Annotated in this window: 21 protein-coding genes and 1 pseudogene; 14 read left to right on the top strand and 8 right to left on the bottom strand. The window is 71.4% G+C overall.

Features of this window, described 5'->3' with window-relative positions:
- Nucleotides 1-128: 128 nt before the first annotated feature.
- The 3 genes from AC1C2V_RS16535 (at nucleotide 129) to AC1C2V_RS16525 (ending at nucleotide 2,123) form a co-directional block, all read left to right on the top strand.
- The gene (locus tag AC1C2V_RS16535; RefSeq protein ID WP_495390736.1) at nucleotides 129-623 is read left to right on the top strand and encodes a DUF1269 domain-containing protein; all 495 of its coding nucleotides are present in this window, start codon (nucleotides 129-131) and stop codon (nucleotides 621-623) included.
- Between the two features lie 35 nt (nucleotides 624-658).
- On the top strand, nucleotides 659-1,144 hold the full coding sequence (locus AC1C2V_RS16530; RefSeq protein WP_495390735.1) for a DUF1269 domain-containing protein: 486 nt from the start codon (nucleotides 659-661) through the stop codon (nucleotides 1,142-1,144).
- A 91-nt stretch (nucleotides 1,145-1,235) separates the two neighbouring features.
- A complete protein-coding gene (locus AC1C2V_RS16525; RefSeq protein ID WP_495390734.1) occupies nucleotides 1,236-2,123 on the top strand; it encodes a PrsW family glutamic-type intramembrane protease in 888 nt (295 codons plus the stop codon).
- A 29-nt stretch (nucleotides 2,124-2,152) separates the two neighbouring features.
- On the opposite strand, the gene AC1C2V_RS16520 is transcribed toward AC1C2V_RS16525, so the two are convergent.
- Nucleotides 2,153-2,716, bottom strand: coding sequence for a P-loop NTPase family protein (locus AC1C2V_RS16520; RefSeq protein WP_495390733.1), 564 nt, complete (start codon nucleotides 2,714-2,716; stop codon nucleotides 2,153-2,155).
- A gap of 149 nt (nucleotides 2,717-2,865) precedes the next feature.
- Here AC1C2V_RS16520 and AC1C2V_RS16515 point away from each other — a divergent pair, with 149 nt between their 5' ends.
- Nucleotides 2,866-3,957 carry a serine hydrolase domain-containing protein gene (locus AC1C2V_RS16515; RefSeq protein WP_495390732.1) on the top strand — a complete coding sequence of 364 codons (1,092 nt, stop codon included), beginning with the start codon at nucleotides 2,866-2,868 and terminating at the stop codon, nucleotides 3,955-3,957.
- Nucleotides 3,954-6,929 (top strand): FAD-binding and (Fe-S)-binding domain-containing protein, encoded by a 2,976-nt coding sequence (locus tag AC1C2V_RS16510; RefSeq protein ID WP_495390731.1) that lies wholly within the window; start codon nucleotides 3,954-3,956, stop codon nucleotides 6,927-6,929. The genes AC1C2V_RS16515 and AC1C2V_RS16510 overlap by 4 nt, the downstream gene beginning before the upstream one ends.
- Nucleotides 6,930-7,460: 531 nt before the next feature.
- On the opposite strand, the gene AC1C2V_RS16505 is transcribed toward AC1C2V_RS16510, so the two are convergent.
- Nucleotides 7,461-8,117 (bottom strand): flavin reductase family protein, encoded by a 657-nt coding sequence (locus tag AC1C2V_RS16505; RefSeq protein WP_495390730.1) that lies wholly within the window; start codon nucleotides 8,115-8,117, stop codon nucleotides 7,461-7,463.
- Nucleotides 8,118-8,160: 43 nt separating this feature from the next.
- Between AC1C2V_RS16505 and AC1C2V_RS16500 the strand changes: the two genes are divergently transcribed.
- Complete coding sequence (locus tag AC1C2V_RS16500; RefSeq protein WP_495390729.1) at nucleotides 8,161-8,487, top strand: transposase; 327 nt, start codon at nucleotides 8,161-8,163, stop codon at nucleotides 8,485-8,487.
- Between the two features lie 5 nt (nucleotides 8,488-8,492).
- Here AC1C2V_RS16500 and ggt read toward each other — a convergent pair whose 3' ends face one another.
- The 3 genes from ggt to AC1C2V_RS16485 all read right to left on the bottom strand — a co-directional run bounded on the left by ggt (nucleotide 8,493) and on the right by AC1C2V_RS16485 (nucleotide 11,977).
- On the bottom strand, nucleotides 8,493-10,352 hold the full coding sequence (ggt, locus tag AC1C2V_RS16495; protein ID WP_495390728.1) for a gamma-glutamyltransferase: 1,860 nt from the start codon (nucleotides 10,350-10,352) through the stop codon (nucleotides 8,493-8,495).
- A gap of 106 nt (nucleotides 10,353-10,458) precedes the next feature.
- Nucleotides 10,459-10,743, bottom strand: coding sequence for a DUF6221 family protein (locus AC1C2V_RS16490; RefSeq protein WP_495390727.1), 285 nt, complete (start codon nucleotides 10,741-10,743; stop codon nucleotides 10,459-10,461).
- Nucleotides 10,744-10,951: 208 nt separating this feature from the next.
- Nucleotides 10,952-11,977, bottom strand: a complete 1,026-nt coding sequence (locus AC1C2V_RS16485; protein ID WP_495390726.1) for a GNAT family N-acetyltransferase — start codon at nucleotides 11,975-11,977, stop codon at nucleotides 10,952-10,954.
- Between the two features lie 127 nt (nucleotides 11,978-12,104).
- On the opposite strand from AC1C2V_RS16485, the gene AC1C2V_RS16480 reads away from it, so the two are divergent.
- The 5 genes from AC1C2V_RS16480 (at nucleotide 12,105) to AC1C2V_RS16460 (ending at nucleotide 19,364) form a co-directional block, all read left to right on the top strand.
- On the top strand, nucleotides 12,105-12,989 hold the full coding sequence (locus AC1C2V_RS16480) for an ROK family protein (RefSeq protein WP_495390725.1): 885 nt from the start codon (nucleotides 12,105-12,107) through the stop codon (nucleotides 12,987-12,989).
- Nucleotides 12,990-13,118: 129 nt separating this feature from the next.
- Nucleotides 13,119-14,417, top strand: a complete 1,299-nt coding sequence (locus tag AC1C2V_RS16475; protein ID WP_495390724.1) for an ABC transporter substrate-binding protein — start codon at nucleotides 13,119-13,121, stop codon at nucleotides 14,415-14,417.
- Complete coding sequence (locus tag AC1C2V_RS16470; protein ID WP_495390723.1) at nucleotides 14,414-15,331, top strand: carbohydrate ABC transporter permease; 918 nt, start codon at nucleotides 14,414-14,416, stop codon at nucleotides 15,329-15,331. The genes AC1C2V_RS16475 and AC1C2V_RS16470 overlap by 4 nt, the downstream gene beginning before the upstream one ends.
- Before the next feature lie 88 nt (nucleotides 15,332-15,419).
- Nucleotides 15,420-16,154, top strand: coding sequence for a carbohydrate ABC transporter permease (locus AC1C2V_RS16465; RefSeq protein WP_495390722.1), 735 nt, complete (start codon nucleotides 15,420-15,422; stop codon nucleotides 16,152-16,154).
- A 69-nt stretch (nucleotides 16,155-16,223) separates the two neighbouring features.
- Nucleotides 16,224-19,364: a glycoside hydrolase family 38 N-terminal domain-containing protein gene (locus AC1C2V_RS16460; protein ID WP_495390721.1), complete on the top strand. Its 3,141-nt coding sequence runs from the start codon at nucleotides 16,224-16,226 to the stop codon at nucleotides 19,362-19,364.
- Nucleotides 19,365-19,409: 45 nt separating this feature from the next.
- Here the strand turns inward: AC1C2V_RS16460 and AC1C2V_RS16455 are convergent, their stop codons facing one another.
- The 3 genes and pseudogenes from AC1C2V_RS16455 to AC1C2V_RS16445 form a co-directional block, all read right to left on the bottom strand.
- Entirely contained in the window at nucleotides 19,410-20,240 is an 831-nt protein-coding gene (locus tag AC1C2V_RS16455) for a substrate-binding domain-containing protein (protein WP_495390875.1), read from the bottom strand.
- A 63-nt stretch (nucleotides 20,241-20,303) separates the two neighbouring features.
- A pseudogene (locus AC1C2V_RS16450) lies at nucleotides 20,304-20,480 on the bottom strand (LacI family DNA-binding transcriptional regulator); the annotation flags it as partial.
- A 39-nt stretch (nucleotides 20,481-20,519) separates the two neighbouring features.
- Nucleotides 20,520-20,720: a hypothetical protein gene (locus AC1C2V_RS16445; RefSeq protein WP_495390720.1), complete on the bottom strand. Its 201-nt coding sequence runs from the start codon at nucleotides 20,718-20,720 to the stop codon at nucleotides 20,520-20,522.
- Nucleotides 20,721-21,077: 357 nt separating this feature from the next.
- On the opposite strand from AC1C2V_RS16445, the gene AC1C2V_RS16440 reads away from it, so the two are divergent.
- The 3 genes from AC1C2V_RS16440 (at nucleotide 21,078) to AC1C2V_RS16430 (ending at nucleotide 23,118) form a co-directional block, all read left to right on the top strand.
- Nucleotides 21,078-21,677, top strand: coding sequence for a TetR/AcrR family transcriptional regulator (locus tag AC1C2V_RS16440; RefSeq protein WP_495390719.1), 600 nt, complete (start codon nucleotides 21,078-21,080; stop codon nucleotides 21,675-21,677).
- 34 nt (nucleotides 21,678-21,711) lie between these two features.
- A complete protein-coding gene (locus tag AC1C2V_RS16435; RefSeq protein ID WP_495390718.1) occupies nucleotides 21,712-22,374 on the top strand; it encodes a VC0807 family protein in 663 nt (220 codons plus the stop codon).
- A 243-nt stretch (nucleotides 22,375-22,617) separates the two neighbouring features.
- Nucleotides 22,618-23,118 (top strand): PPOX class F420-dependent oxidoreductase, encoded by a 501-nt coding sequence (locus AC1C2V_RS16430; RefSeq protein ID WP_495390717.1) that lies wholly within the window; start codon nucleotides 22,618-22,620, stop codon nucleotides 23,116-23,118.
- The last annotated feature ends 205 nt before the right edge of the window (nucleotides 23,119-23,323 follow it).

Genomic DNA, 23,323 nt, shown 5'->3' with positions numbered 1-23,323 from the left:
CCGGGAGCTCCTCACCGGGCAGGATCTTGGCGCTGCACCTACCTTCGACATAGGTCGTGGCACGCGCAGAACGGCATGGCGCGGGCCTGCCTGCTCAAGTACCGCAGTCCGAGAAGAAGGAGCATGACATGGCGACTCTGACCGTCTGGAAGTTCGACTCCCCGACCGGTGCGCAGCAGGCCGAGGAAGCTCTGATGGCCCTGCAGAAGCAGGAGCTCGCCCAGGTCCTGGATGCCGCCGTCGTCTCCTGGGAGCCGGGCGCAAAGAAGCCCAAGACCCGCCAGCTGCATCACACGACCGGTTTCGGCGCCCTGGGTGGTGGCTTCTGGGGCCTGCTCTTCGGCCTGATCTTCTTCGTGCCGCTCCTTGGCGTGGCCGTCGGCGCAGCGGCGGGCGCGCTCGCGGGCTCGCTGACCGACGTCGGCATCGACGACGACTTCATCGACACGGTGCGCGGCCAGGTCACCGAGGGCACCTCGGCCCTGTTCGTGATGACGCAGGGCGTCGTCGTCGACCGGGTGAAGTCCGCGCTCGAGTCCCAGGGGATCAGGGGCCAGCTCATCGAGACCAACCTCTCGGCCGACGAGGAGGCCAAGCTCCGCGAGGTCTTCAACGAGGCCTGAGCACGGGTCGCCCGAAGGATCGGAGAGGACCCACGATGGCCACGTTCACCGTCTGGAAGTTCGACACCCCCGAGGCCGCAGGAGAAGCCGCGTCGATCCTCAAGCATGCGGAGTCCGAGGGACTGATCACCGTGGTCGACCACGCGGTGGTGTCGTGGCCCGTCGGCCAGGCCACGCCGACGACGAAGCACAGCCACGACGACGAGCGGCGCGGCACCGGCTGGGGAGCCTTCTGGGGGCTGCTGCTGGGCGTGCTGTTCTTCATGCCGCTCATCGGCGCCGCGGCGGGCGCGGCGCTCGGCGCCCTCGCGAAGCACACCGAGGCCGTGGGGATCGACCGGACCCAGCTCGAGACCATCCGCGAGCAGGTCACCACGGGCACGTCGGCGCTGTTCGCCGTCACGCAGGACGGGGACACCGACCGCGTCGGCGAGCGGTTTCACGGCCTGCACGGCGCCCTGATCGCCACCAACCTCACGGACGCGGAGCGCGCCGTGCTGCTGGAGACGTTCGGCTCCTGACCGGGAGGGTGCGGCAACGGTGCCGCACCCCCGAGACGACCGAGAGGGAGTACCGATGCGCCCCGGTCCCACGCCCCGGAACGCAGCCCTCGTGGGGTCCCGCGGATGGTGGTGGAAGACCCTGCTCGGGGGGATCCTCCTGTGGATCGTCACCGCGGGGGTCACGTACTCGACGCAGAACACGAACCTGGTGCCGACGGTCATCCTGCTGGGCAGCTTCCTCGTGCCGTTGGCCGTGGTGTTGTTCGTCGCCGAGCGGTCCCGCGGGATGCTCGACCCCGTGCTGCTGCTCATGGCGTTCTTCGTGGGCGGGATCTTCGGCGTGCTGGGCGCCTCGCTCCTCGAGTCGCACCTGTCGCCGGCGTGGTGGATGTACCTGGGCGTCGGGGCGATCGAGGAGCTGGTCAAGGCGGTCGTGTTCCTCGTCGTGGGTGCGCGCGTCGCGCAGAAGACTGGCCTCACGGGCGCGTGGCTCGGCGCGACCGTCGGCGCCGGCTTCGCCGCCTTCGAGTCCGCCGGGTACGCCTTCAACGCCGGGCTGACCACGCTCGGCAGGATCGACCTCGACTCGATGCTGCAGACCGAGGCGGTGCGCGGACTGCTGACGCCCGTGGGACACGTGCTGTGGACGGCCGTCCTCGGCGCCGCGATCTTCGGCGCGGCGTCCGCCGCGGGCCGGTACCGCCTCACCGGCAAGGTGGTCCTCGCGTACGTCGCGGTGGTGCTCCTGCACTCGCTGTGGGACTCGATGGGCTTCCTGGCCGCGTTCCTCGCACTCGAGGTCACGGGCGGGCTGCACCAGGCCCTCGACTACGGCCAGCTGTTGCCGGCCACCGCCGACGCGGCCTCGACGTACTCGACGATCTTCTACGTCCTCGGGCTGGCCGTGATCTCGGTCGTCGGGGTACTGCTCCTGCGCCGGTGGGCGCGCGCCCGCCCCGTGGCGTCCGCCGCTCGTGCCGGCGCCGCGATGTCGTAAGCAGGGCGAGCTCCTGGGTTTCGACAGGCTCAACCAGCGGGTTGCGACGAGCTCAGCCAGCGGTCGGCGTCGGCGTGGCTGTGCAGCCGCACGACCTGCAGGTGCGGGGCGTCGACGGCCAGCCGCTGGTCGAGTCCCCGCAGCTTGTGCCGGGTGTCCCACGCCCAGCGCACGATGTGGTCCCGGCTCGTGAAGAACGTGGCCAGCGGCGGCTCGACGTTGCCGTTCCACAGCTCGACGCGGTGCCGGCGCCGGTGCAGCGTGCGCCGCACCACCTGCGTCATGACGACGCGCACGGGCAGGTCGAGCCACACCAGCATCTCGGCGCGCTCCAGCAGCAGGGGTCGCACCTGGCGGTACTGCCACTCCGTCACCCACGCGTCGCCGGCGGCGAGCGCCCGCGCGTCGGCCTCGAACTCCGGCCGTGGCGTCCACGCGGGGCCGTGATGCAAAGCGTCGAGCTCGGTGTGCGGCACGCCGAGGGCCGCGGAGATCCGCCCGGCCAGCGTCGTCTTGCCCGCGCCCGACGTGCCGGCAACGAGGATCCGCCGGGGGTTCCGGACTGGCTGGGGAACCGGGGCGTGGTGGGGCATCCGCGGGAGCCTACGTGATCCGGGCGGCCAGCCGCGGGCCGCCGGCGTCATCGTGAAGACTCTTGCCATGCTGCTAGTACGGTATGGAGAAATCTGCCAACCGATCTGCCAACCCAGGGTCGTCGTCGACCCGGACGGACGGAGAGCTCATGCCGACCTCCTCGCACCCGCCGCACGCCCGGCCGCCGGAGCCGGCGGAGGCAGGGCTGCTCGAGGGGCGCGCCGACGACGAGGGCTGGTCGTCCGCCGCGGCCCTCCTCACCACGCCGGCGGGGTCGGTGCGCGAGTTCGCCGACGGGCCAGATGCCGCCGGCCGGACGGGCGCCGCGAGCCTGTTCGACCTCGCGTCCGTGACCAAGGCGTTCGTCGCCGTCGCCGCGGCGACCGCCGTCGACGACGGGCTGCTCGACCTCGACGCGCCAGCCCGCGAGATGCTGGACGTCCCCGCGACGGCGAGCGGCGCGACGGCGCGCCAGCTGCTCACGCACTGCGCCGGCCTGCGCGACAGCTCGCTCGTCTGGCGCACGTCGTCCGACCCCGCCGCCGTGCTGGACGACGCCCTCGGCCCTCCCATCGAGGCGCCCGGGTCCGTACACCGGTACTCGTGCCTCAGCTTCATCGTCCTCGGCCGGCTCCTGGAGGAGCTCACGGGCGAGCGGCTCGACCGCCTGGTCGCCGGAAGGGTCGCGGAGCCGATCGGTGCCACGGGGCTCCGGTGGTCGCCCGTGGGAGGCGACGGCGGCCCCGCCGACCCCACTGACCTCGTCCCGACCGAGCCGGGGACGCCGACCGGGCGGGTGCACGACGAGCTGGCCGCGGCGATCGGCCGCCCCGTGGGCAACGCAGGGCTGTTCGGCACGCTGGACGACGTCGCCCGGCTCGCGGGCCTGGTCGCGTCGCGCGGCGTCGCGGGCGGCCGCCGCGTCGTGAGCGAGGAGTCGTGGCGCGCGCTGGTCGAGCCGGACGCCGGCGCGCGACGTGCGGGGGCACCCTGGGGTCAGGCGCTCGGGCTGCGGCGGGGCGACCCGGGGTTCATGGTGACAGAGGACCAGGTGGGCCACACGGGGTTCACGGGGACGTCGTTCGTCGTCGACCTCGCGACGGGCGCGTCCGCCGTGCTGCTGACGAACCGGGTGCACGCCGGCCGAGGGGCGAGCGTGCAGCGGCGCCGTCGGCGGCTGGCGGCCGTCGCCGCTCGCGGGGCATCGCTGCCGGACAGGAACACGGAGGTGCGGGGATGACGGGGCGGACCACGACCGGCGACGGGCACGGCTTCGAGCTGCGCACGGACCTGCTGAGCCGGGTGGCGCACGCCCACGACGCCTCCCACTACCTGCTGCGCCCGGAGGCGGTGGTGCGCGCGCACGACCGCGACGGCGTGGTCGCGGCGATGCGCGAGGCCGACCGGCGCGGCCTGCCGGTGACGTTCCGCTCGGGCGGCACGAGCCTGTCGGGCCAGGCGTCGGGTGCGGGCATGCTGATCGACACGCGCACCCGGTTCACGCGGGTGCGGGTGCTGGACGGCGGGGAGCGGGTGCGCTGCGAGCCCGGCGCCACGCTGCGGCTGGTGAACGCCCACCTGGCCCGGCACGGCCGGCGCCTGGGCCCCGACCCGGCGAGCGAGATCGCGTGCACCGTCGGGGGAGTGGTCGCGAACAACTCCAGCGGCATGTCGTCGGGCATCACGCGTACCGCCTATCGGACCGTGGAGTCGATGACGGTGGTGCTGCCCAGCGGCACGGTCGTGGACACCGGCACCCCGGACGCCGACGTGCGCCTCTCCGCCGTCGAGCCCGCCCTCTACCGCGGCCTGTCCGAGCTGCGCGACCGCGTGCGCGGCAGCGCGACGATGCGCGCCGAGGTGGAGCGCCAGTTCGCGATGAAGAACACGATGGGCTACTCGGTCAACGCGCTGCTCGACCACGACACGCCGGCGAAGATCCTCGAGCACCTCATGGTCGGGTCGGAGGGCACTCTGGGCTGGGTCGCGGAGGTCACCTTCCGCACCGTCCCGCTGCTGACGAAGGTCGCGACCACGTTGCTCGTCTTCGACTCTCTCGAGCGGGCCACCGACGCGCTGGTGCCGCTGGGAGCCTCCGGGCCGGAGGCGATCGAGCTCATGGACGCCGCGTCGCTGCGCGTGGCGGCGCCCGACCCGAAGGCGGACGCGTCGATGCGGGCCCTCGCCCGGGGCGCGGGCATCACCGGCCAGACGGCGCTGCTCGTGGAGTACCGGGCCGCGACCGACGACGCGCTCGCCCCGCTGCAGGACGCCGCCCGCGCCGTCGTCGACGGCCTCGCGCTCGAGGTGCCCGCCACCCTCACGACCGACCCGGACACCCGCGCGCGCCTGTGGCGCGTGCGCAAGGGCCTGTACACGGCGGTCGCGGGCGCGCGCCCGGCGGGGGCAACGGCGCTGCTGGAGGACGTCGTCGTGCCGGTGCCGGACCTCACCGCGACCGTGCGCGACCTGGGCGGCCTGTTCGCCCGGCACGGGTACGACGGGACCCTCAACGACGAGGCCGTGACGTTCGGGCACGCCAAGGACGGCAACCTGCACTTCATGATCACGCCGCGGCTGGGCGACGCGGCCGAGCTGGACCGGTACGCGGCGTTCAGCGACGACCTCGTCGACCTGGTCCTCGGGCACCGGGGTTCGCTCAAGGCGGAGCACGGCACCGGCCGCATCATGGCGCCGTTCGTGCGCCGCCAGTACGGCGACGACCTGTACGCCGTGATGCGCGAGATCAAACGCCTGCTCGACCCCCGCGGTCGCCTCAGCCCGGGCGTGATCATCACCGACGACCCGCGCGAGCACCTGCGCGACCTCAAGATCGAGGCGTCCGCCGGCGGCGAGGACGCGCCGTTGGTGGACCGCTGCGTGGAGTGCGGGTACTGCGAGCCCGGCTGCCCGTCGCGGACGGTGACCACCACGCCGCGGCAGCGCATCGCGCTGCTCAAGGAGCTGGCGGTGGCGCCCGAGGCCGAGCGTGAGGAGCTGCAGCGCGCCTACCAGTACTGGGGCGTGGAGACCTGCGCGGCGGACTCCATGTGCGTGGAGGCGTGCCCGGTGGGCATCGACACGGGCATCGTGATGAAGGGGCACCGCGCGCGGTCCCAGCCCGCGCTCGTGCGCAAGGGCGGCGAGGCGCTGGCGGGCAGCTGGGGGCCCGTCGTGGACGTGCTGCGCGGCGCGCTCGGCGTGGTGCAGGCGGTACCGACGCCGGTGGTGCGGGTGGTGTCGGAGGTCGCGCGGGGTGTCGTGGGCACCGACGTCGTGCCGCGGGTGGACGACGACCTGCCCGGCCCGGGCCCGCAGCGCGACGAGCGCGACCTGTCGGTGCCGGGGGCGGCGCCCAGCGCGGTGCTGTTCGCCTCCTGCATGGGGGAGCTGTTCGCCCCGGCCTCGCCGGTGGTTGAGCCTGTCGGAACCCCGCTGGTCGAGCCTGTCGAAACCCCGCCGGTTGAGCCTGTCGAAACCCCGCCGGTTGAGCCTGTCGAAACCCGACGGCCGGGGCTGGGTGCCGAGGCGGCGCTGCGCGAGCTGTGCGAGCGGGCCGGCGTCGGCCTCGTCGTCCCGGAGGGCATCGGTGGCCTGTGCTGCGGCACCCCGTGGGTGAGCAAGGGCCTGCCCGACGGCGCGGCGAGGATGGCGCGCCAGGTGCTCGACGCCCTGTGGACGGCCACGCGCGGGGGCGAGCTGCCCGTGGTGTGCGACGCGTCGAGCTGCACGCACGGGCTGGTCGAGACGCCGCACCACCTGTCGCCCGAGGACGCCGAGCGGTTCGCGAAGCTGCGCATCGTCGACGCCGTGACGTTCGCGCGCACGGACGTGCTGCCGGCGCTCGCGGCCAAGGGCGTCGACGTCGACCGGCTGCCGAGCGTCGTCGTGCATCCCACGTGCGCCACCGTGCACCTGGGCGCGGTGGACGACCTGCGCGCCGTCGCGGCCGCCGTCGCAGACGACGCCGTGGTACCCGCCGCCTGGGGCTGCTGCGGCTTCGCCGGCGACCGCGGCATGCTGCACCCGGAGCTCACCGCGGCGGCGACACACGCCGAGGCGGCGGACGTCGCGGCGGGCGAGCGCGGGCTGCCGGGGGGCCGGTACGACGCGTACGTCTCCTCCAACCGCACCTGCGAGATGGGCATGTCGCGCGCCACGGGCAGGGACTACGTGCACGTGCTGGAGCTGCTGGAGGCGGCGACGCGCTGAGACCCACCCGTCGAGGAGTCTCAACCCTCGAGGTCGAGCACGGCCTCCAGTTCGGCCACGCTCGGGAGCGCGGCGCGCGCGTCGTCGGGCAGGCCTGGTAGCGCAGCCGTTCGGTAGAGAGGACTACCCGGACCCACCGGAAGGCTGTGCTCTCCTCATCTGCGCGGCTGCCCTCCGCGCCGATGTCCACGACGTCCACGACATGCGCCGATCCTGCGGCGACCACCCTGCAGCGACGTCCCTCGACGACACACCAAGGGTCGGGCCAGAGTGAGAGGTCACCCATGCCGCGGGCGATGCTGGTGTGCCGCAATCAGCCGGCGGCGCTCACGCGGAGATCCCGTTGAGTTCGACCTCAGCACTGGATGCGACTTGTGTCGTGGCAAGGAAATTCGTCATGACTTCCACGCTAAGAGGACTATTCACGGTGACCGTCCCAGGCGGTCGAGCTCGAGGTTCGTGACGATGCGGATCGCGCGGGGTGGTTCGGCGAGTCGTCCGCGGTATCCGGTGGCGAGCCCGGCGCTGCGATCACGCAGCCGTGGACGTGGTGGGGGTGTCGGAGCGGTAGGAGTGCCCGAGTTGGGTGCTGAGTCCGAAGTAGTGACGGAAGCTGTAGATCAGCGGCTCCCATACCCCGGGATCCACATGGCCGGTGCCCGGCACCACGATCTGCTCAGCGGCGTGGACCCGGCTCACGGCCACCTCGATGATCATGAACCCGCCCGCTGCCCCAGGGATCACGTTCACGGCTTCACCTTCGAGCTGGAACGGGCACTCCGCCACCCGCGGTGGCCGGACCGTCGCGGACGGGGCGGGGGTCAACCCCGCGGCACCGAATTTGTCCGGTTCGAACCTCATTCCAGCGGGTTTGCTCGCCGGGACCGGGAACCGCCCCGTCAACGACGCCAGCCGTTCAATGTTCGCCCACGACCCCGCGGACGGCACACTTACGACCAGCTCAGGTCGTTCGAGAAGATTCGCGACGGTCTGACCGGCTGAGCCGATCCCGAGAACCAGGGTGTGGCCCAGCGCCCATGCCGAGGAGATCGGCGCGAGGTTGAACGTCCCGTCGGAGTTCTCGGTCGTGACCAACACCACCGGGGTTCCGAAATACAGAATGTTCGGCTCGATCACGACAAAGCCGTCAGCACCAACCTGTGATTCGACGTCAACAGCACTACTCATGCCGTCCAGCGTAAATGCTGGACACTTCGGTCAGAGGCGAACTATGCCGCACGACGTGCTCCGCGCTTCGACGGGACTGGTGCACGGAGAGGTGACGCCCCACGTGTGGTGCCGTGAGGCGCTGCTGGAGGGATGTGTCCCGTGCCCAGACAGACCCCGTCCCAACGAGTTCCGCGACGACGTCGTCGCGATCGCTCGGCAGGGCGATACCCGGGTCGCGCAGGTCGCGAAGGGCTTCGGCATCAGCGAGTCGTGCTGGCGTAGCTGGCTGCAGGCCGCCGATGTCGAGGACGGCGCCAAGCCGGGGCGCGACCGCGTCGGAGTCGGCGGTCGAGCCCGTCGTGGTCTCGACAGGCTCGACCGACGATGACGGGCTCAGCGGACGGGGCGCACCACCATGGCCGCGCCGCCGCCGCGGCGGCGCGGCTCGGACACGGCGGTCAGCAGGCCGTCGTCCCCGATCTGCACGGCGGTGGCGGCGCCGATCTCGGCGGCCGACGTGAACTGGTCGCCCGCCGCCACGAGCGTGTGCCCGTACGCCTCGAGCGCGGGGCCGTACGCCTCGATGAACTCGGGCTCGGCGGTGACCGACGCGGTGTTGCGCTGCGCGGCGCGCGGGGCGGCGAGGGCTTCGCCGATCGGCATGCCGCGGTCGAGGTGGTTGGTGAGCGTCTGCAGCACCGTCGTGATGATGGTGGAGCCGCCGGGGGAGCCGAGCGCGAGCACGGGCTCGCCGTCGCGCAGCACGATCGTGGGCGCCATGGACGACCGGGGCCGCTTGCCGGGCTGGATGCGGTTCGGGTCGGCGGCGTCCCACACGGGGGAGAAGTCGGTGAGCTCGTTGTTGAGCAGGAAGCCGCGGCCCGGCACCACCATGCCTGACCCGCCTGTCTGCTCGATCGTCAGGGTGTACTCGACGACGTTGCCGCGCTTGTCCACGACGGTGAGGTTGGTCGTCGAGACGTTCTCCGTGTCGGTCTCGACGGGGGCGACGGTCTCGCCGCACTCGGCGTCGTCGGCGTCGACGTCGCCCGGCGCGACCGGCTTCATCGCCGCCGTCTCCGGGTCGAGGAGGCAGGCCCGCTCGGCCGCGAAGTCGTCCGACAGCAGGGTGTCCAGCGGGACGTCGACGAAGGCGGGGTCACCCACGTACTTGCCGCGGTCGGCGAACGCGATCGCGCTGGCCTCCAGGTAGTGGTGCAGGTACGCGGCGTCGTCCATGGCGGCCAGGTCGAAGGTCTCGAGGAGGTTCAGCGACTCGCCGACGGTCGAGCCGCCGCTGGACGACGGGGCCATGCCGTAGACGTCGTAGTCGCGGTAGTCGGAGCGGGTCGGGTCCTGGAGCAGCGCCTCGTACCCGGCGAGGTCGTCGAGGTCGAGATGGCCGGGCGGGACCGGCAGGTCGGTGCCCGGGGTGGTCCGCGGGTGCTGGACGACGCCGACCATCTCGGCGGCGAGCCGGCCGCCGTAGAAGGCGCCCGTGCCGCGCCTGGCGAGCAGGTCGTACGTGTGCGCGAGGTCCCGGTTGCGGAACGTGCTCCCGACCGCGGGCGGCTCGCCGCCCGGCAGGAACAGCTCGGCCGTGGCGGGGAAGGCGGCGAAGCGCTCGGCGTTGTCCGCCGTCTGGTCGTGGAACGTCTGGTCGACGACGAACCCGCGCCGCGCGAGCTGGGTGGCGGGCTTGAGCGCCTTCCGCAGCGAGTACGTGCCCCACTCGTCGAGCGCCGCATCCCACGTGGCGGGCGTGCCCGGTGTGCCGACCGACACTCCGCTGGTGACGAGCTCCGGCGTGAACGGGTACGGCTCGCCTGTGGCCGGGTCGATGAACGCGTCGTTCGGCATGTCAGCCGGGGCGGTCTCGCGGCCGTCGATGGTGTGCACCTCGCCGCTGCGGGCGTCGTAGTAGACGAAGTACCCGCCGCCGCCGACGCCCGCGCTGTACGGCTCCGTCACGCCGAGCGCGGCCGCGGCGGCCACTGCCGCGTCGACGGCGTTGCCGCCCTTGCGCAGCACGTCCAGCCCGACGCGGCTTGCCTCCGGGTCCACGGTGCTGATCGCGCCCCCGTACCCGACGGCGGTGGGCACCTTCTCGTCGTCGCGGGGGTGGGCGCCCGCCGCGGTGGACCCGACGAGGGCGGTGGTGGCCGCCAGGGTGAGGGCGGCGAGGCCGGCGGCGGGTCTCGACAGGCCCGACCGCCCTGGCCGGAGCGGGCGAGCGGAACGACGGTGGTCCATGACGCCTCCTGGCAGGGGTGGGTAGGGGCCTCCGGACCACCGTGCCGCGTCCCGGCCCAACTCGCGCGCGGGGGCGTGAGGTCGGCCGGGACGGAGCGCCCCTCGGTCAGAGGCGCCACTCCGTGCGGTACTCCGGGTGTCGCGCGTACGGGAGCGCGAGCGACCGGAGGATGCGGTCGCCGACGAAGGCGATCCCGCTTTCCGTGCGGGCCGTCACGGCCCGGTCGAGGTCCACGGTCATGTCGAGCCCGGTGGCCTCGTAGGCCAGCTCCACGACGCGCCGCTTCGACTCGCACTCGGCCGCCGCCCGAGTGGACCACCGGTCGTCGACGTCCGCAGCCGCGGCCTCGTCGTCAGCGATCCGAGCGAGCAGGAACTCCGTGAGCGTCATGGGGCCATCTTCCCCCGGGGCGGGTCATCGTGGTGTGACATCCGCGCTACCGCGGGCCGGGCACCACCGGCAGGTGCAGAGCCTGCTCGGCGGGACCGGACGTGACGGTGGCATGGTTCGCGAACGAGCACCGTGACGAACAGCACGAGCTGGCCGCGGGCGCCGAGGCGCTGGGTCGGGAGCGGCGGAGGACCGTGGTCCGGCTTGGTCACAGCCGTTTCGCCAGGAACAGCGAGTCCCCGTGCGCCTCGTCCCGCTCCACGCGGCCGGTCTCGACGAACCCCACCTTGGTCAGCACCCGGCGGGACGCGGCGTTCCAGTCACGGACCGTGGCCCACAGACGCCGGTACCCCGACTCCCGCGCCCGGTCGAGCACCGCCCGGGCCGCCTCGGTCGCGTACCCCTGACCCCAGGCCCTCTGCAGGAACTCGAACGCCAGCTCCGGCTCGTCGGCCGGGCCGTGGGTGTTGGCGATCAGCCCGCAGTAGCCGATGGCGTCGCCGGAGCCCTTCCGTTCCGCCGCCAGCAGCTCGAGCGACCGGGAGGGCGAGCCCTGGCGGATCCAGCCCTCGACGTCCGCGAGGGACGGGCGCCCCGCGGCGTCGATCCGGCGGTGCGCGGGGACGCGCGGGTCGCGCTCGGCCCACATCTCGCGCTGGATCGCGGCCTCGGACACGTGCCAGGGCCGGAGCAGCAGCCGTTCGGTCTCGAGCACGGTCTCGGGCTCGGGAACGGGAACGGTCGACGCACCCGCTCGGCGGAGGATCTCGTCGACGACCCGATCCTGGGGCCGGGTGGCGTCGACGACGATGCCGTCCGGCGGGATGTCTTCCTTCGTCCGGTGCAGGCGCACCGCCACGTCCCGTTCCGCCTGCTTCCCGCCCCACTCGTCCTCCGGCCGCCGCTCGAGGCGTCGGAGCAGCGTCTCGAGGTCGACCTCGAGGACGAAGACACCGTCGAACAGGTCGATGAACCGGGAGGAGTTCCGGGAGCCGCCGCAGAAGAACGTCACCTCGTCCTCCTGGTCGGCGACCAGGGCCCGCACCGCGTCGACGCGCCACACGTGGTGCTCGTGCGCGAAGCCGCCCGTGGGTTCGCCGGTCTCCGGGTCGCCCTGATAGGCCAGCTCTCGGTCACCGTGGACGGCGCGGAACCCGCGCCGCTGCAGCTCGGTGGCGACCGACGTCTTGCCGGTGCCGGAAACGCCCTCGACCAGGTAGTTCCGCACGCCCATCGCCCGACCCTACAAGGGCGCGCGAGGCCGCCGGCGGGGCCGCCACCGCACTCCCGCTCGCTACCGTTGCCCCTGCAGCTCGCAGGTGCGCGAGCGAACGAGGCCAGGCGCGTAGGGGGGCACGGCGTTGGTAACGCTACCAGGGACGGTCACCGCGGTCGACATCGGCGGGACGCACGTGTCGTCCGCGATCGTCGACCCGGCGCTCGGCATCCACGAGGAGCGGCGGGTGCCGCTCGACGCCGACGGCGGCGTGGACGACCTCCTGGACCGCATCGCGGAGTGCGCGAGCGACCACAGCCGAGGGACCGACGGCGTCGCCGTGGCTATCCCGGGGCCGTTCGACTACGCCCGTGGCGTCGGCGACTTCCGGGGAGTCGCGAAGTTCGGCCTGCTCAGCGGCGTCGACGTCCGCGCCGCGCTCGCGGAGCGCTGGGGCCGCCCCCCGGACAAGCTGCGCTTCCTCAACGACGCCGAGGCGTTCGGCCTGGGGGAGTGGGTGGCCGGAGCCGGTGAGCGCGCGGGGCGCTGCGTCGCGCTGACCCTCGGCACGGGTGTCGGCAGCGCCTTCATCGACCACGGGCGGTGCGTGAGCTCCGGGTCGGAGGTGCCGACCGACGGGAATCTCCACACGGTCGAGGTCGACGGCGTACCGCTGGAGGAGCGCGTCTCCCGCCGCGCGCTGATGCAGTCCTACCGGGACCGCACCGGTCGCGACGCGGACGTGGCGGACATCGCCGGGCGCGCTCGGGTGGGCGACCGGCACGCCTCCGACGTCCTCGCGTCCGGCATGCGGACGCTCGGCCGGGCCCTCGCCCCGTGGCTCGTGCGCTTCGGGGTGGACCGGCTGGTCGTCGGCGGCTCCATGGCGGAGTCCGCCGATCTGCTGTTCCCGCCGCTGCGCAGCCAGCTCACGGCGTCGACGGGCACCGCGGCCCGCATCCGGCGAGGCGTCCTGCCGGCAGAACGGGCCAGCATGATCGGCGCGGTGGTCGGGACGTCGAGCCCGTAGCGAGCGCTCGGTGCGTCTGCGCGGTCCTTGCGCCGCTCGCGTTGGTAACGTTACCGTGACGCCGACCCGCTCCGCGTGGCGCCTCCTTGTCCTGCTGCCGGGGGTGCCACCACCCCGAGAGGAGACCTGGTGTCAGAGACGACACGGATTCCGAACGCGATCAGCAGGCGTGCACTTCTTCGCACCACGGGAGTCGCGGGCGCACTCGCGCTGCTGCAGGGGTGCGCACGCGGGTCCCTCACCCGGGCCGCGCCGGGCCCCGACGTGACGTTGACGAGCGACAACCCCAGCTGGACCCCCGGCTTCACGAGCGCGGCCGAGGTGCTGAGCGCCAAGGTCGGCCACGGGATCGCCGTGCGCGCCAATCCCGACACCAGCAGCTACCAGCAGATCGTGCGGACGGCTGCGCGCACGGACTCCACCACGGACCTCGTGAAGTGGTGGAACGGGTATCGGCTGCGCGACGTGGCACGCAGCGGGGTCTTCGTCGACCTGTCTCAAGCCTGGGACAAGGCGGAGTCGCACGGTTGGGTCAGCCCGAGCATGCGCGAGAGCTTCAGCCACGAGGGCAGGCCCTATGCGGTCCCGCTCTACCAGTCCTACTACGCGATGTACTACAGCAGGCCCGCGTTCGAGAAGCTCGGCCTGCGGGAGCCGCAGACCTGGGACGAGCTCATCGCCGTCGCCGAGGAGCTCCGGGACGCGGGGATCACCCCGATCATCAGCGGCGGGATCAACACCTGGGAATCGCTCATCTGGTTCCAGCAGCTGGTCAACGGCATCGATCCCGAGTTCTACACGGAGCTGACCGAGGGCCGCGCGTCGTACCTGGACGACGTCGCCGTGGAGGCGATGGAGACGTGGGTCGAGATGTACGACCGCGGCCTGTTCTCGTCCCCCGACACCGGAGGGACGGAGAACCCCGGGCGCTTCCAGGAGGCGTCTGCCGGGATGCACCTGTACGGCACCTGGGACGCCAACTCCTACGTCCGGGCAGGCCTCGGTGACGTCTTCGGCCTGTTCATGGTGCCGCCGAAGAACCCGTCGGCGCCGCTCACCCTCCTCACCGAGAGCGGCGCCCTCGCCGTCGCGGAGAACGCGCACAAGCGGGACGAGGCGCTCGCGGTGGCGGGATCGTGGTTGGACACCGACGTGCAGCACGCCTGGGTCGATTTCCTGGGCGACCTGTCGGCGAACCCCGCGGCGCTGCCGTCGATCCCGGCGGTGCGCGAGTTCGGCGCGACCGTCGCCGACGCCGAGCCCCTCCTGGCCACCCGCTACTGGGAGGCGTCCCCTCCGGTGATGGTCGAGGGCAACGTCCAGGAGCTCGGAGCATTCATGGCCGAGCCGACGTCGGGCATGGCCCGCTCCGCGTTGCGGCGCATGCAGGACCGCGCCGAGGCCGAGTGGAAGAGGTGGGAGCTGTGACCCGGTACCGCAAGGGCGTCCGCGGCCGCCCCGGCGCGGCTGCCCCCGCGAGACCCGGAACCGCCACCCGCGTGCAGCTCGCGCTGTTCCTCGCCCCGGCGGTCCTCCTGGTGACCGTGCTGCTCTTCCTGCCGTTCGCGTTCACCGCGTACCGGAGCTTCTTCAACGACGACGGCCTGCAACGCAGCTGGGTCGGGCTCGAGAACTACATCTCCCTGATCACCGACGAGTCGTTCACGCGTGCCCTGCTGAACACCGCGATCTGGACGGTCGGCACGCTGCTGCTGCCGGTGCTGCTGGGACTGCTGATCGCCGTCGGCACCAACAACATGAGCTGGGGGCGCATCGCACGCTTCGCGGTCGTGCTGCCGTACGCGCTGTCCGGCGCGACGACGGCCATCCTGTGGAACTTCATGCTCCAGTCGGACGGTGCCGTCAACGACATGCTCGCCCTGCTCGGGCTCTCGGGCTTGCAGCAGGAGTGGCTGCTCGACTGGCCGATGAACACCATCGTCATGATCATCGCGACCACCTGGCAGGCCACCGGGGCGAACATGATCCTCTTCCTGGTCGGGCTCCAGTCCATCCCCACGGAGACGATCGAGGCCGGCCGGCTGGACGGGGCCAGCGGACTGCGGCTGCTGGGCAGCGTGATCCTGCCGCAGCTGAAGCCCATCACCATCGTCGTGATCGGGATGTCCCTGGTCGCGAGCCTCAAGACCTTCGACATCGTCTGGCTGCTGACCAAGGGCGGGCCGGGGACGGCCTCGGAGACGCTCGCTCTGACGATGTTCCGGCAGACGTTCACGCTCAGCCGGTACGGCTACGGGGCCGCGGTCGCCGTGGTGCTCACGGTGATCGTGCTCGCCGCCTCCTGGGTCTACCTGAGCCGCCAGCTGCGGACCAACCGTTGAGGAAAGGGGCGTAGCGATGAGACGAGGACTGCACGGTGCCTTGCTCGCAGTCGTAGCTTTTGTCTGGCTGATCCCCTCCTATCTGGCGGTGGTGAACGCCTTCACCTCCCCCGCCGACTATGCGGGGCCGCGATGGTGGTTCACGTCCTTCTCGTTCTTGGACAACCTCCGCGTCGCTTTCGAGGCCTCCGCCATCGGCCAGGCGATGTGGAACACCTTGCTGTACGCCACGGGCGCGGGGGTGCTTTCCGTCGGTATCGCCGCGCTGGCATCTTTCGCCGTGGTGATCATGCCGGTGAAGCGGCCCGCGCTGTGGTTCTGGATCGTCTACGTCGGGACACTCCTGCCGCTGCAGGTCTTCCTCTCGCCGCTGTTCAACGGCTATGCCGCGTCGTCCCTCTACGACACGCAGTACGGCATGCTGCTGATCTACACGGCCGTCGCCATTCCGTTCGCCTTCTTCGTCATTCGCAACTACATGACGACGGCGCCGAAGGAGATGATGGAGGCCGCCCAGCTCGACGGCGCGAGCTGGATCATGATGTTCTTCCGCATCCACCTGCCGCTGGCACGAGGCGCCCTGCTGGCCGCCTTCCTCTTCCAGTTCCTCGCCACCTGGAACGACCTGCTGTTCGGCATCACCCTGTCGACCAGCCCGAACGTGCGCCCGCTGATGGCCGCGCTGGCCGAGCTCAACGGCCAGTACGCGGGCCTGGGCCCGCCCGTCATCCTGGCCGCCGGCATCGTCGCCTCCGTGCCGACGGCGCTCCTCTTCCTCACCTTCCAGAGGTTCTTCGTGAGCGCCCTGCGCCTCGCGCCCTGACCCCGACGACCGACTCGACCGACCCTGACCGACCTCGACCCGCACCTTCACCTTGATGGGGATTCCTGGATGACAACCGCACTGGTCAAGAACCGACCCTGGTCCCTCGAGCGAGCTCGTTCCGGGCTCGTCGACCGCGCCGTCGCCGCCGAAGGCGTGTTCGGCGGCCGGCGCCTCCGCGTGATCCCCGAACCGCTGTTGCGCCGGGGCGACGACGGCCTGCTCCAGTCGATCCGCCTCGAGGTCGACGCGCCCGTCGACCTCGGCCAGATCCTGGTGCGCAGCAGCGCGGGGACGTCGGGCCCCGCGTCGACGCTGCCCGGCCCGGGCGGCAGCGCCCGCGCGCTGCTGCCGGCCGTCGACGAGACCACCAAGGTCACGCTCGAGCTGCCGGGGCTGGGCACGGACGCCGCGCTCACCTTCGCCCAGGAGCCGGTCCGGGAGTGGTCCATCCACCTCGTCCAGCACTCGCACTACGACATCGGGTACACCGACCCGCAGGGCCGGGTGCTGCGCGAGCAGCTCGCCTTCCTCGACTCCTGTCTCGACCTCGCGCGTGCCTCCCGGGACCGGCCCGAGGACGCGAGGTTCCGGTGGTCGCTGGAGGCGCTCTACCCGCTCGCGGCGTGGATCGACGCGCGTCCGCGCGCCCAGGTCGAGGAGTTCTTCGACCTGGTCCGGGCCGGGGAGATCGAGCTGACCGCCCTGCCGTACAACCTGCACCTGGACACGTGCTCTACCGACGAGCTGCACGAGCTCCTGCGCTTCTCGCGTGAGCTGCGCCAGCAGCACGGCGTCGAGATCGCCGCCGCCATGCAGACCGACGTCCCCGGCCAACCGGTGGGCCTGCCCGCCGCGCTCGCGCAGCAGGGCGTCTCCTACCTCTCCGTGGCGCACAACTGGGCCGGGCGTTCGGTGCCGCACCTGATCGGCGGCCAGCACCTGCCGCGGCTGTTCCGGTGGCGCGCGCCGTCGGGGGAGAGCGTGCTGGTGTGGATGACCGACTCCCCGCACGGCCTGGCGTACAACGAGGGGGCGACGGTCGGGTTCACCACGGACTACCAGACGGTCGACGACCTGCTGCCCGCCTACCTGACCTCCTTGGTCGCCAACTCCTATCCCTACGGGCCCGGGGCGTTCGGGTGGCACGGCCCCGCCGTCACGGACCGCGAGCCGTACCCGCACGACGTGCTGCACCTGCGGGTGCTGGGCCGCTCCGGCGATAACGCGCCGCCCACGCTGCTGCACGCGGACATCGCGCGGCAGTGGAACGAGACCTGGGAGTTCCCGCGGCTGCGGACGTCCACGAACACCGAGTTCTTCCGCGAGGCCGAGCAGCGCGTAGGGGAGGAGATCCCGACCCTCACCGGCGACTGGGGGGACTGGTGGGTCGAGGGCGTCGGGAGCGCGGCCCACCCCCAGGCCCTGGTCCGTCGGGCGCAGTCGCTGGTGACCGACGCCCAGATGGTCAACGCCGTCGGCCGCGAGCTCGCCGGCAGCTCCATCCCGGACGAGGCCGCGCGGTCCCGCGAGGTGTACGGCGCGATCTCGATGTTCAACGAGCACACCTGGGGCGCCATGGACCCGTGGCAGGCCTCGGACTCGGGAGGCAGGGCCGGCCAGGAGCAGTGGCACTGGAAGTACGCCCGGTCGCTCGAGGCCTACGACGGCGCCGAGCTGCTGCTGGACACCGCCGTGGCCTATGCCGGGGCGGGCCTGACCGAGGAGCCCGACGCCCTCGCCACCTATCAGGTGGTCAACCCCACCGGACTCGAACGCACGAGCACGGTCACCCTGTTCGTCCGCGAAAGCCGGGCCGCCCTCGACGCGGCGCTGGAGGTCCGCGACGGCCGCACCGGGGAGGTGCTGCCGAGCGAGCAGGTCCCGCAGTCGAACCCCGTGCACCGGGCCGCCGGCCAGTTCCTGCGCCTGCGCGTGCCGGGCGTGCCGGCCGCCGGGGCGGTCCGGCTCACCGTCCACCCGGCGACGGAGGGCGGGGAGCCCCGTGGGGAGCTGCGGCCCGAGAGCGCGTCGGCGTCCGGCCCGGTGATCCTCGAGAATGCGCACCTGCGGGTCGAGGTCGACCTGCGCCGCAGCTGCATCGCCTCGATCCACGACAAGGCGACCGGCCGCGAGATCGTCGACCAGGACGCCGTGGTCGGCATGAACGCCTACCTCTATGACACGTACACGTCGGCCCCCGGGTTCAACCACCAGTCGAACAAGACGTCCGTGTCCGAGGAGCTCGAGCTGCTCGGCCACCGTTCGCTCGCCAAGCCCGCGGTGCTGCTGGAGCACACCAGCACCCCGCTCGAGCAGCGCGTGACGTACGAGTTCCCGGCCGACGGCGTGGACTGGGCACGCGTCACGCTGCGCCTGCCGCACGACGCCGCACACCTGGAGATCGAGAACCGGCTGGCGAAGCCCGCGACGATGGCGAAGGAGAGCGCCTTCTTCGCCTTCCCGTTCGACGTGCACGAGCCGCGGACGCGCTACGAGATCACCGGCGGGCTCACGGGCCCGGACATGGCCGAGCTGCCGGGGGCGCCGCAGCACATGAAGGCGATCCGCCACTGGGTCACCGTCGAGGACACGGAGCAGGCCATCGCCTGGGCGACGGCGGACGCCCCGCTGATCCACCCCGAGGTGGTCGCGCTGCCCTACGCGCCGTTCCCCGAGAGCATGTCGCCCAGACAGCCCGGCACCGTCTACTCCTGGGTGCACAACAACGTGTGGGACACGAACTTCCCGGCCGAGCAGGCCTTCGAGACCACCTTCCGCTACGCCATCGGCGTGCGCCGCGCGGGCGAGGAGGTGTCCACGCCCGCCCTGGCGAACCGGACGGCCGCGGAGATCACCCACCCGCTGGTCGGCGTCCTCGCCACGGGTGGCACGAGTGGTTCGGGTGCCGGGCACGGGCCGACGCCGGCGCAGTGGCAGCTGCTGGACCTGGACGACGACCGGGTCCGCCTGGTCGCCGTCACGGTGCCGGACGACGGGCCGGCCGGCGCGCGCCTGGTCAAGCTGCAGTCGTACGCCGAGGAGCCGGTCGTCGTCCGCGTGCGGCCGCGGTTCGCGGTCGCTGCCGCCGCCCGGGCGACCTATCTGGGCGACCGGGTCGCAGACCTGCCGGTGACGGACGACCAGGTCGCCGTGGAGCTGGCACCGCTGGAGACGGCCGCGGTCCTGCTCTTCGGGAACGATCGATAGAAATGGCCCTCGCCGGACCCGCGGGCACCGCGGGTCCGGCGTCGCCTATCCGCGCAACGGTTGCCGACGACGGCGGGTGCGGATCCTCGTGGGGAGCTCGATGGTGCGGGTCGGGCGGTCGGTCCGCTTGCCCTGCAGCCGCATGAGCAGCAGCTCGGCCGCGGTGCGGCCGAGCTCGCGGGCGTCGTGCGTGACGATCGAGATGTCGCCCGGCACGAGCTCCTCGAGGTCGAAGTCGTCGAAACCGGCGAGCCGCACCGCGGCGAAGAGGTCGACGCCACGCTCGATGCCCGCGGCGTGCACCGCCTTCACCACCCCGACCATGTTGCGGTTGTTGGCGCTGAAGAACGCCGTCGGGGGCTCGTCGAGCGCGAGCAGGTCCTGGGCGGCGATCTCGGCGGAGCGCACGTCCTGCTGGGCGCGTCGCACCAGCTCCGGCAGCACCGGGACGCCGGCGAGGCGGTGGGCGCGCTCGAAACCCTCGAACCGTCGGTGACCGGTGAACACCGACAGGGCGTTGCCGATGAAGGCGATGCGGCGGTGCCCCTCGGCCAGCAGCTGCGCCGTCACCTCCTCCGCACCCCGGACGTCGTCGACGAGGACGGAGTCGACGTCCACCCCCTCCAGTCGGCGGGAGGCAAAGACCAGCGGAACCCCCTGTCGTTGCTCGGACCGCAGATGGTCGGTGCCTCCGCCGGCCGGGACCACGATGAGGCCCTCTGCCTGCCGCCCCACGAAGTCGGCCACCAGCTTCGCCTCCTGCTCCACGTCCTCGTGGGAGGCGCCGACGACCACCTGGCGGTTCTCCTCGGCGAAGATCTCGCCGATTCCGTCCAGGACCCCTGCGTAGTAGGGGTTCGACAGGTTCGTGATCACGACCCCCACCAACCCGCTCTTGTGCCCGGGCCGCAGGCTGCGCGCATTCTCGTTCCGCCGATATCCCAGGGCTTTGGCAGCTGCCTCCACCTTGCGACGCATCCCCGGGCTGACGTTCTCCGTCCCGGAAAGGGCCCGCGACACCGTCATCGGACTCACCCCGGCATGGCGCGCGACGTCGCTGATGGTCGGGTTCGATCGGGACACCCCGGCGCCCTGCGATTCGTCCGGAGAAGTCATGAGGTCACCTTATGGCGGCAGCTCGCCGAGTGGCTCACTTCAGATGGCGTGTGGCTCGGGGGTCAGCCGATCAGCCGCATGCCCTTCGGTTCCCAGCTGCCACATCTCATCGTTCCCGCATTCCGCCGTGATCTCTGCCGTCTCCCGAGCCGCGGTGAAGAAGCCGCCGGCCATCGGCGAGGTGCGCGCTGCCGCCATCGCGAGGTGCACCTGGTCGGGCGCCAGGTCCGGGACGGGCACGTAGCTGATGCAGCAGCGTGCGCGTCTTCGTCGCTGGCGGGACCGGCCGTTCCGGTTCGTACATCATCCCGGAGCCCATCGCCGCCGGGCGCGAGTGCCCGCGGCTATCGCAACCGAGACAATTGCCGGCTACGGATGCTCCTCGCTGCCGGAGGGCTCACGACCTGATCCCCCGCCGGATCGGCGAAGAGCCGGGAACTCGATCGTCACCGCCGGGTGCGCGACGAAGCCAGCTTCGCGCGAACCGTACGGTGACCAGCGTCGGTGGTGCTGGGGCCCGCCTGCGTTCGTCGTTCGCCGCCCGCCTACCGACGTGCCGTGGTGGGTTGCTTGGTCGAGCAAGCTATGGTTTTGCTCATGCAAGCAACAGGTTCGACGGGAGTCTCACGAAGGACGCAGATCGTCAGTGCGGCGATCGAGGCCATCGCGGCCGAAGGGTATGCGGGCGCGTCCTTCGCGAAGATCGCAGCGCGCGCCGGTCTGTCCAGCACCGGGTTGATCTCGTACCACTTCGCGAGCAAGCGCGAACTCGTCGAGCAGGTCGTGGTCACGGTGTACTCGCACCTGCAGGGGTTTATGACCGCGCGGCTCGAGGGGCAGTCGACCGCGGCAGCCGCAATGCGCACCTATATCGAGAGCAACGTTCGGTTCTCCGCGACGCACCGTACGCAGATGCAGGCGTTGATGAATATCTTCGTGAGCGGCGGCCTCGACTATGACGAGGACGCCGAACGGGAGGCGGCCTCGGCGATCGAGCACATCCTGGGCTGGGGGCAGAAGACCGGGGAGTTCCGCGAGTTCAATATCCGGGTGATGGCTACCAGCCTCCAACGCTCGGTCGAGGGCCCCGTCTTCCTGTTCGCCCATCAACCCGAGCTGGATCTAGATGGCTATATCCACGAGCTGGTGACGCTGTTCGACCTCGCGACCCGGAACGTTGGCGACCGGAATGAGTGACTCCGCGCGGGGCCGGCCAACCGGTATGGGCGGCATGCTCAGCACCCTGCTCATGGACCTCGTGGTCCCCGTCGCGGGGTTCTATCTGCTGCGCGCTGCGGGGCTCGACCCGGTACCGGCGTTGATTATCGCAGGCGTGCCCACGACCCTGGCCATAGGTTACCGCGCGATCCGACAGCGCAAGGTGGACGCAATCGGCATCTTCGTGCTGACGGTCCTGGCCGGCAGCGTCGTCCTGACCTTCGTCACTGGAAGCGCACGCTTCTTGCTGGCGAAAGAGGCCTGGTTCACCGCGGCGATCGGCGCGGCGTTTCTGGTGAGCTTGCGGTTTGCACGACCACTGGCCTTCACTATTGCCTGGGCGATGCTGCGGAACTCCACGATGGGCGCCACGCTGGCCGTGGGCACCTGGGGCGAGTACTGGCAGAGCGATCCTCGATTTCGTCATACGTGGCGGGTGGCCACCGTCTTCTGGGGAGTCGGGCTCATCGCCGACGCGGCCGTGCGTGTAATCATGGCCTACACGTTGCCGGTCGATATCGTCCCAGGGCTTGGCGGAGCGCTGTGGGCTGGCACGTTCGTCATCCTGCAGATCATTCAGCACCTCTACTTCACTCGTGTCGGCCTGTGGAGCGGGCTGAGTGCCCGAGCGGCCGACCCCGCAAGCAACGCCACCGAACCGAAGACACCCACATGAGACAACCGCTACCTCGCGGGCGTTGGGCTGCGAAAGCACTTCTGGCCGCGATGACCAGCATCTCCGCGGTACCGCCCGAAGACCCGGCGGTGCGGCTCGACTCCAGCCCCTTCGCGAGCATGTCTTCGGAGGGCTGCCTGTTCCTCCACGTGACCACCCCGAAAAGACGCGCCCGCGAACCGCTTCCGGTGATGGGGTGGCTGCACGCCATACACACAGCTGATTGCCACGCGGAACATCGCTGTGACTTTTGGCAGCAGCTGCACGAGCACCACACATCTACACTCCACAGGAGAGGTGTCGATCGCATTGAAGTTTCAACACGATCCGCGCGGTGATCAGTTCTTCGCGCTGAGAACCTTCCGTGAGGACGGATCGGCCGTCACGACCCCAATCTGGCTCGCACCATCCGACGGACACTGGTACGGCTACACACCGAGCAGATCGTGGAAGATCAGGCGCATAGGCCGCAACGACCACGTACAGATCGCACAATCTACCTTCCAGGGCGAGCCCACCGGAGACTGGCACGCTGGCCGGGCCAGGGTACTTCCGCCCTCGCAGCTACGCGTGGCCAAACGTGTACTGACAGCGAAATACGGCGACCGGTTCCGCCTATTCATGATCGTGACGTTCATAGGACGGCTACGCAAGCACGGCGGCCGTGCCGTCGGAATCGAAATCCTCCGCACCGCCCCGCAGGACACCGACCAAAGACAGCCGGCCCCGAGGAGCGACCCGTGACCTACCCCGATCGAGCGCATCTCACAAGGCGGACGAATATCGGGCAGCGGGTCAAGCCGTCGTGGAAATGCACTCGAGCCTGCGTTTCGGCCGGATGGGGTGCCCGCAGTGGAACATGGACTCCGAGAGGTTTTCTCACCAGCGTGATCGCCGGGTCCCGCGTTGAAGGTTGAGTAGCACGAGTGCTGCGGCGGTGATCTCGGTG

It is taken from the genome of Isoptericola sp. Y541, assembly GCF_059445465.1.
The sequence above is the reverse complement of the archived record's forward strand: the minus strand, read 5'-3'. Positions and strand labels throughout refer to the sequence as shown.

Excerpts from the sequence above, each read along its gene's own strand:
- AC1C2V_RS16535 (WP_495390736.1), top strand. The coding sequence starts at position 129 with ATGGCGACTCTGACCGTCTGGAAGTTCGACTCCCCGACCGGTGCGCAG.
- AC1C2V_RS16530 (WP_495390735.1), top strand. The coding sequence starts at position 659 with ATGGCCACGTTCACCGTCTGGAAGTTCGACACCCCCGAGGCCGCAGGA.
- AC1C2V_RS16520 (WP_495390733.1), bottom strand. The coding sequence starts at position 2,716 with ATGCCCCACCACGCCCCGGTTCCCCAGCCAGTCCGGAACCCCCGGCGG.
- AC1C2V_RS16515 (WP_495390732.1), top strand. The coding sequence starts at position 2,866 with ATGCCGACCTCCTCGCACCCGCCGCACGCCCGGCCGCCGGAGCCGGCG.
- AC1C2V_RS16510 (WP_495390731.1), top strand. The coding sequence starts at position 3,954 with ATGACGGGGCGGACCACGACCGGCGACGGGCACGGCTTCGAGCTGCGC.
- AC1C2V_RS16505 (WP_495390730.1), bottom strand. The coding sequence starts at position 8,117 with ATGAGTAGTGCTGTTGACGTCGAATCACAGGTTGGTGCTGACGGCTTT.
- AC1C2V_RS16500 (WP_495390729.1), top strand. The coding sequence starts at position 8,161 with ATGCCGCACGACGTGCTCCGCGCTTCGACGGGACTGGTGCACGGAGAG.
- ggt (WP_495390728.1), bottom strand. The coding sequence starts at position 10,352 with ATGGACCACCGTCGTTCCGCTCGCCCGCTCCGGCCAGGGCGGTCGGGC.
- AC1C2V_RS16490 (WP_495390727.1), bottom strand. The coding sequence starts at position 10,743 with ATGACGCTCACGGAGTTCCTGCTCGCTCGGATCGCTGACGACGAGGCC.
- AC1C2V_RS16485 (WP_495390726.1), bottom strand. The coding sequence starts at position 11,977 with ATGGGCGTGCGGAACTACCTGGTCGAGGGCGTTTCCGGCACCGGCAAG.
- AC1C2V_RS16460 (WP_495390721.1), top strand. The coding sequence starts at position 16,224 with ATGACAACCGCACTGGTCAAGAACCGACCCTGGTCCCTCGAGCGAGCT.
- AC1C2V_RS16440 (WP_495390719.1), top strand. The coding sequence starts at position 21,078 with ATGCAAGCAACAGGTTCGACGGGAGTCTCACGAAGGACGCAGATCGTC.
- AC1C2V_RS16435 (WP_495390718.1), top strand. The coding sequence starts at position 21,712 with ATGCTCAGCACCCTGCTCATGGACCTCGTGGTCCCCGTCGCGGGGTTC.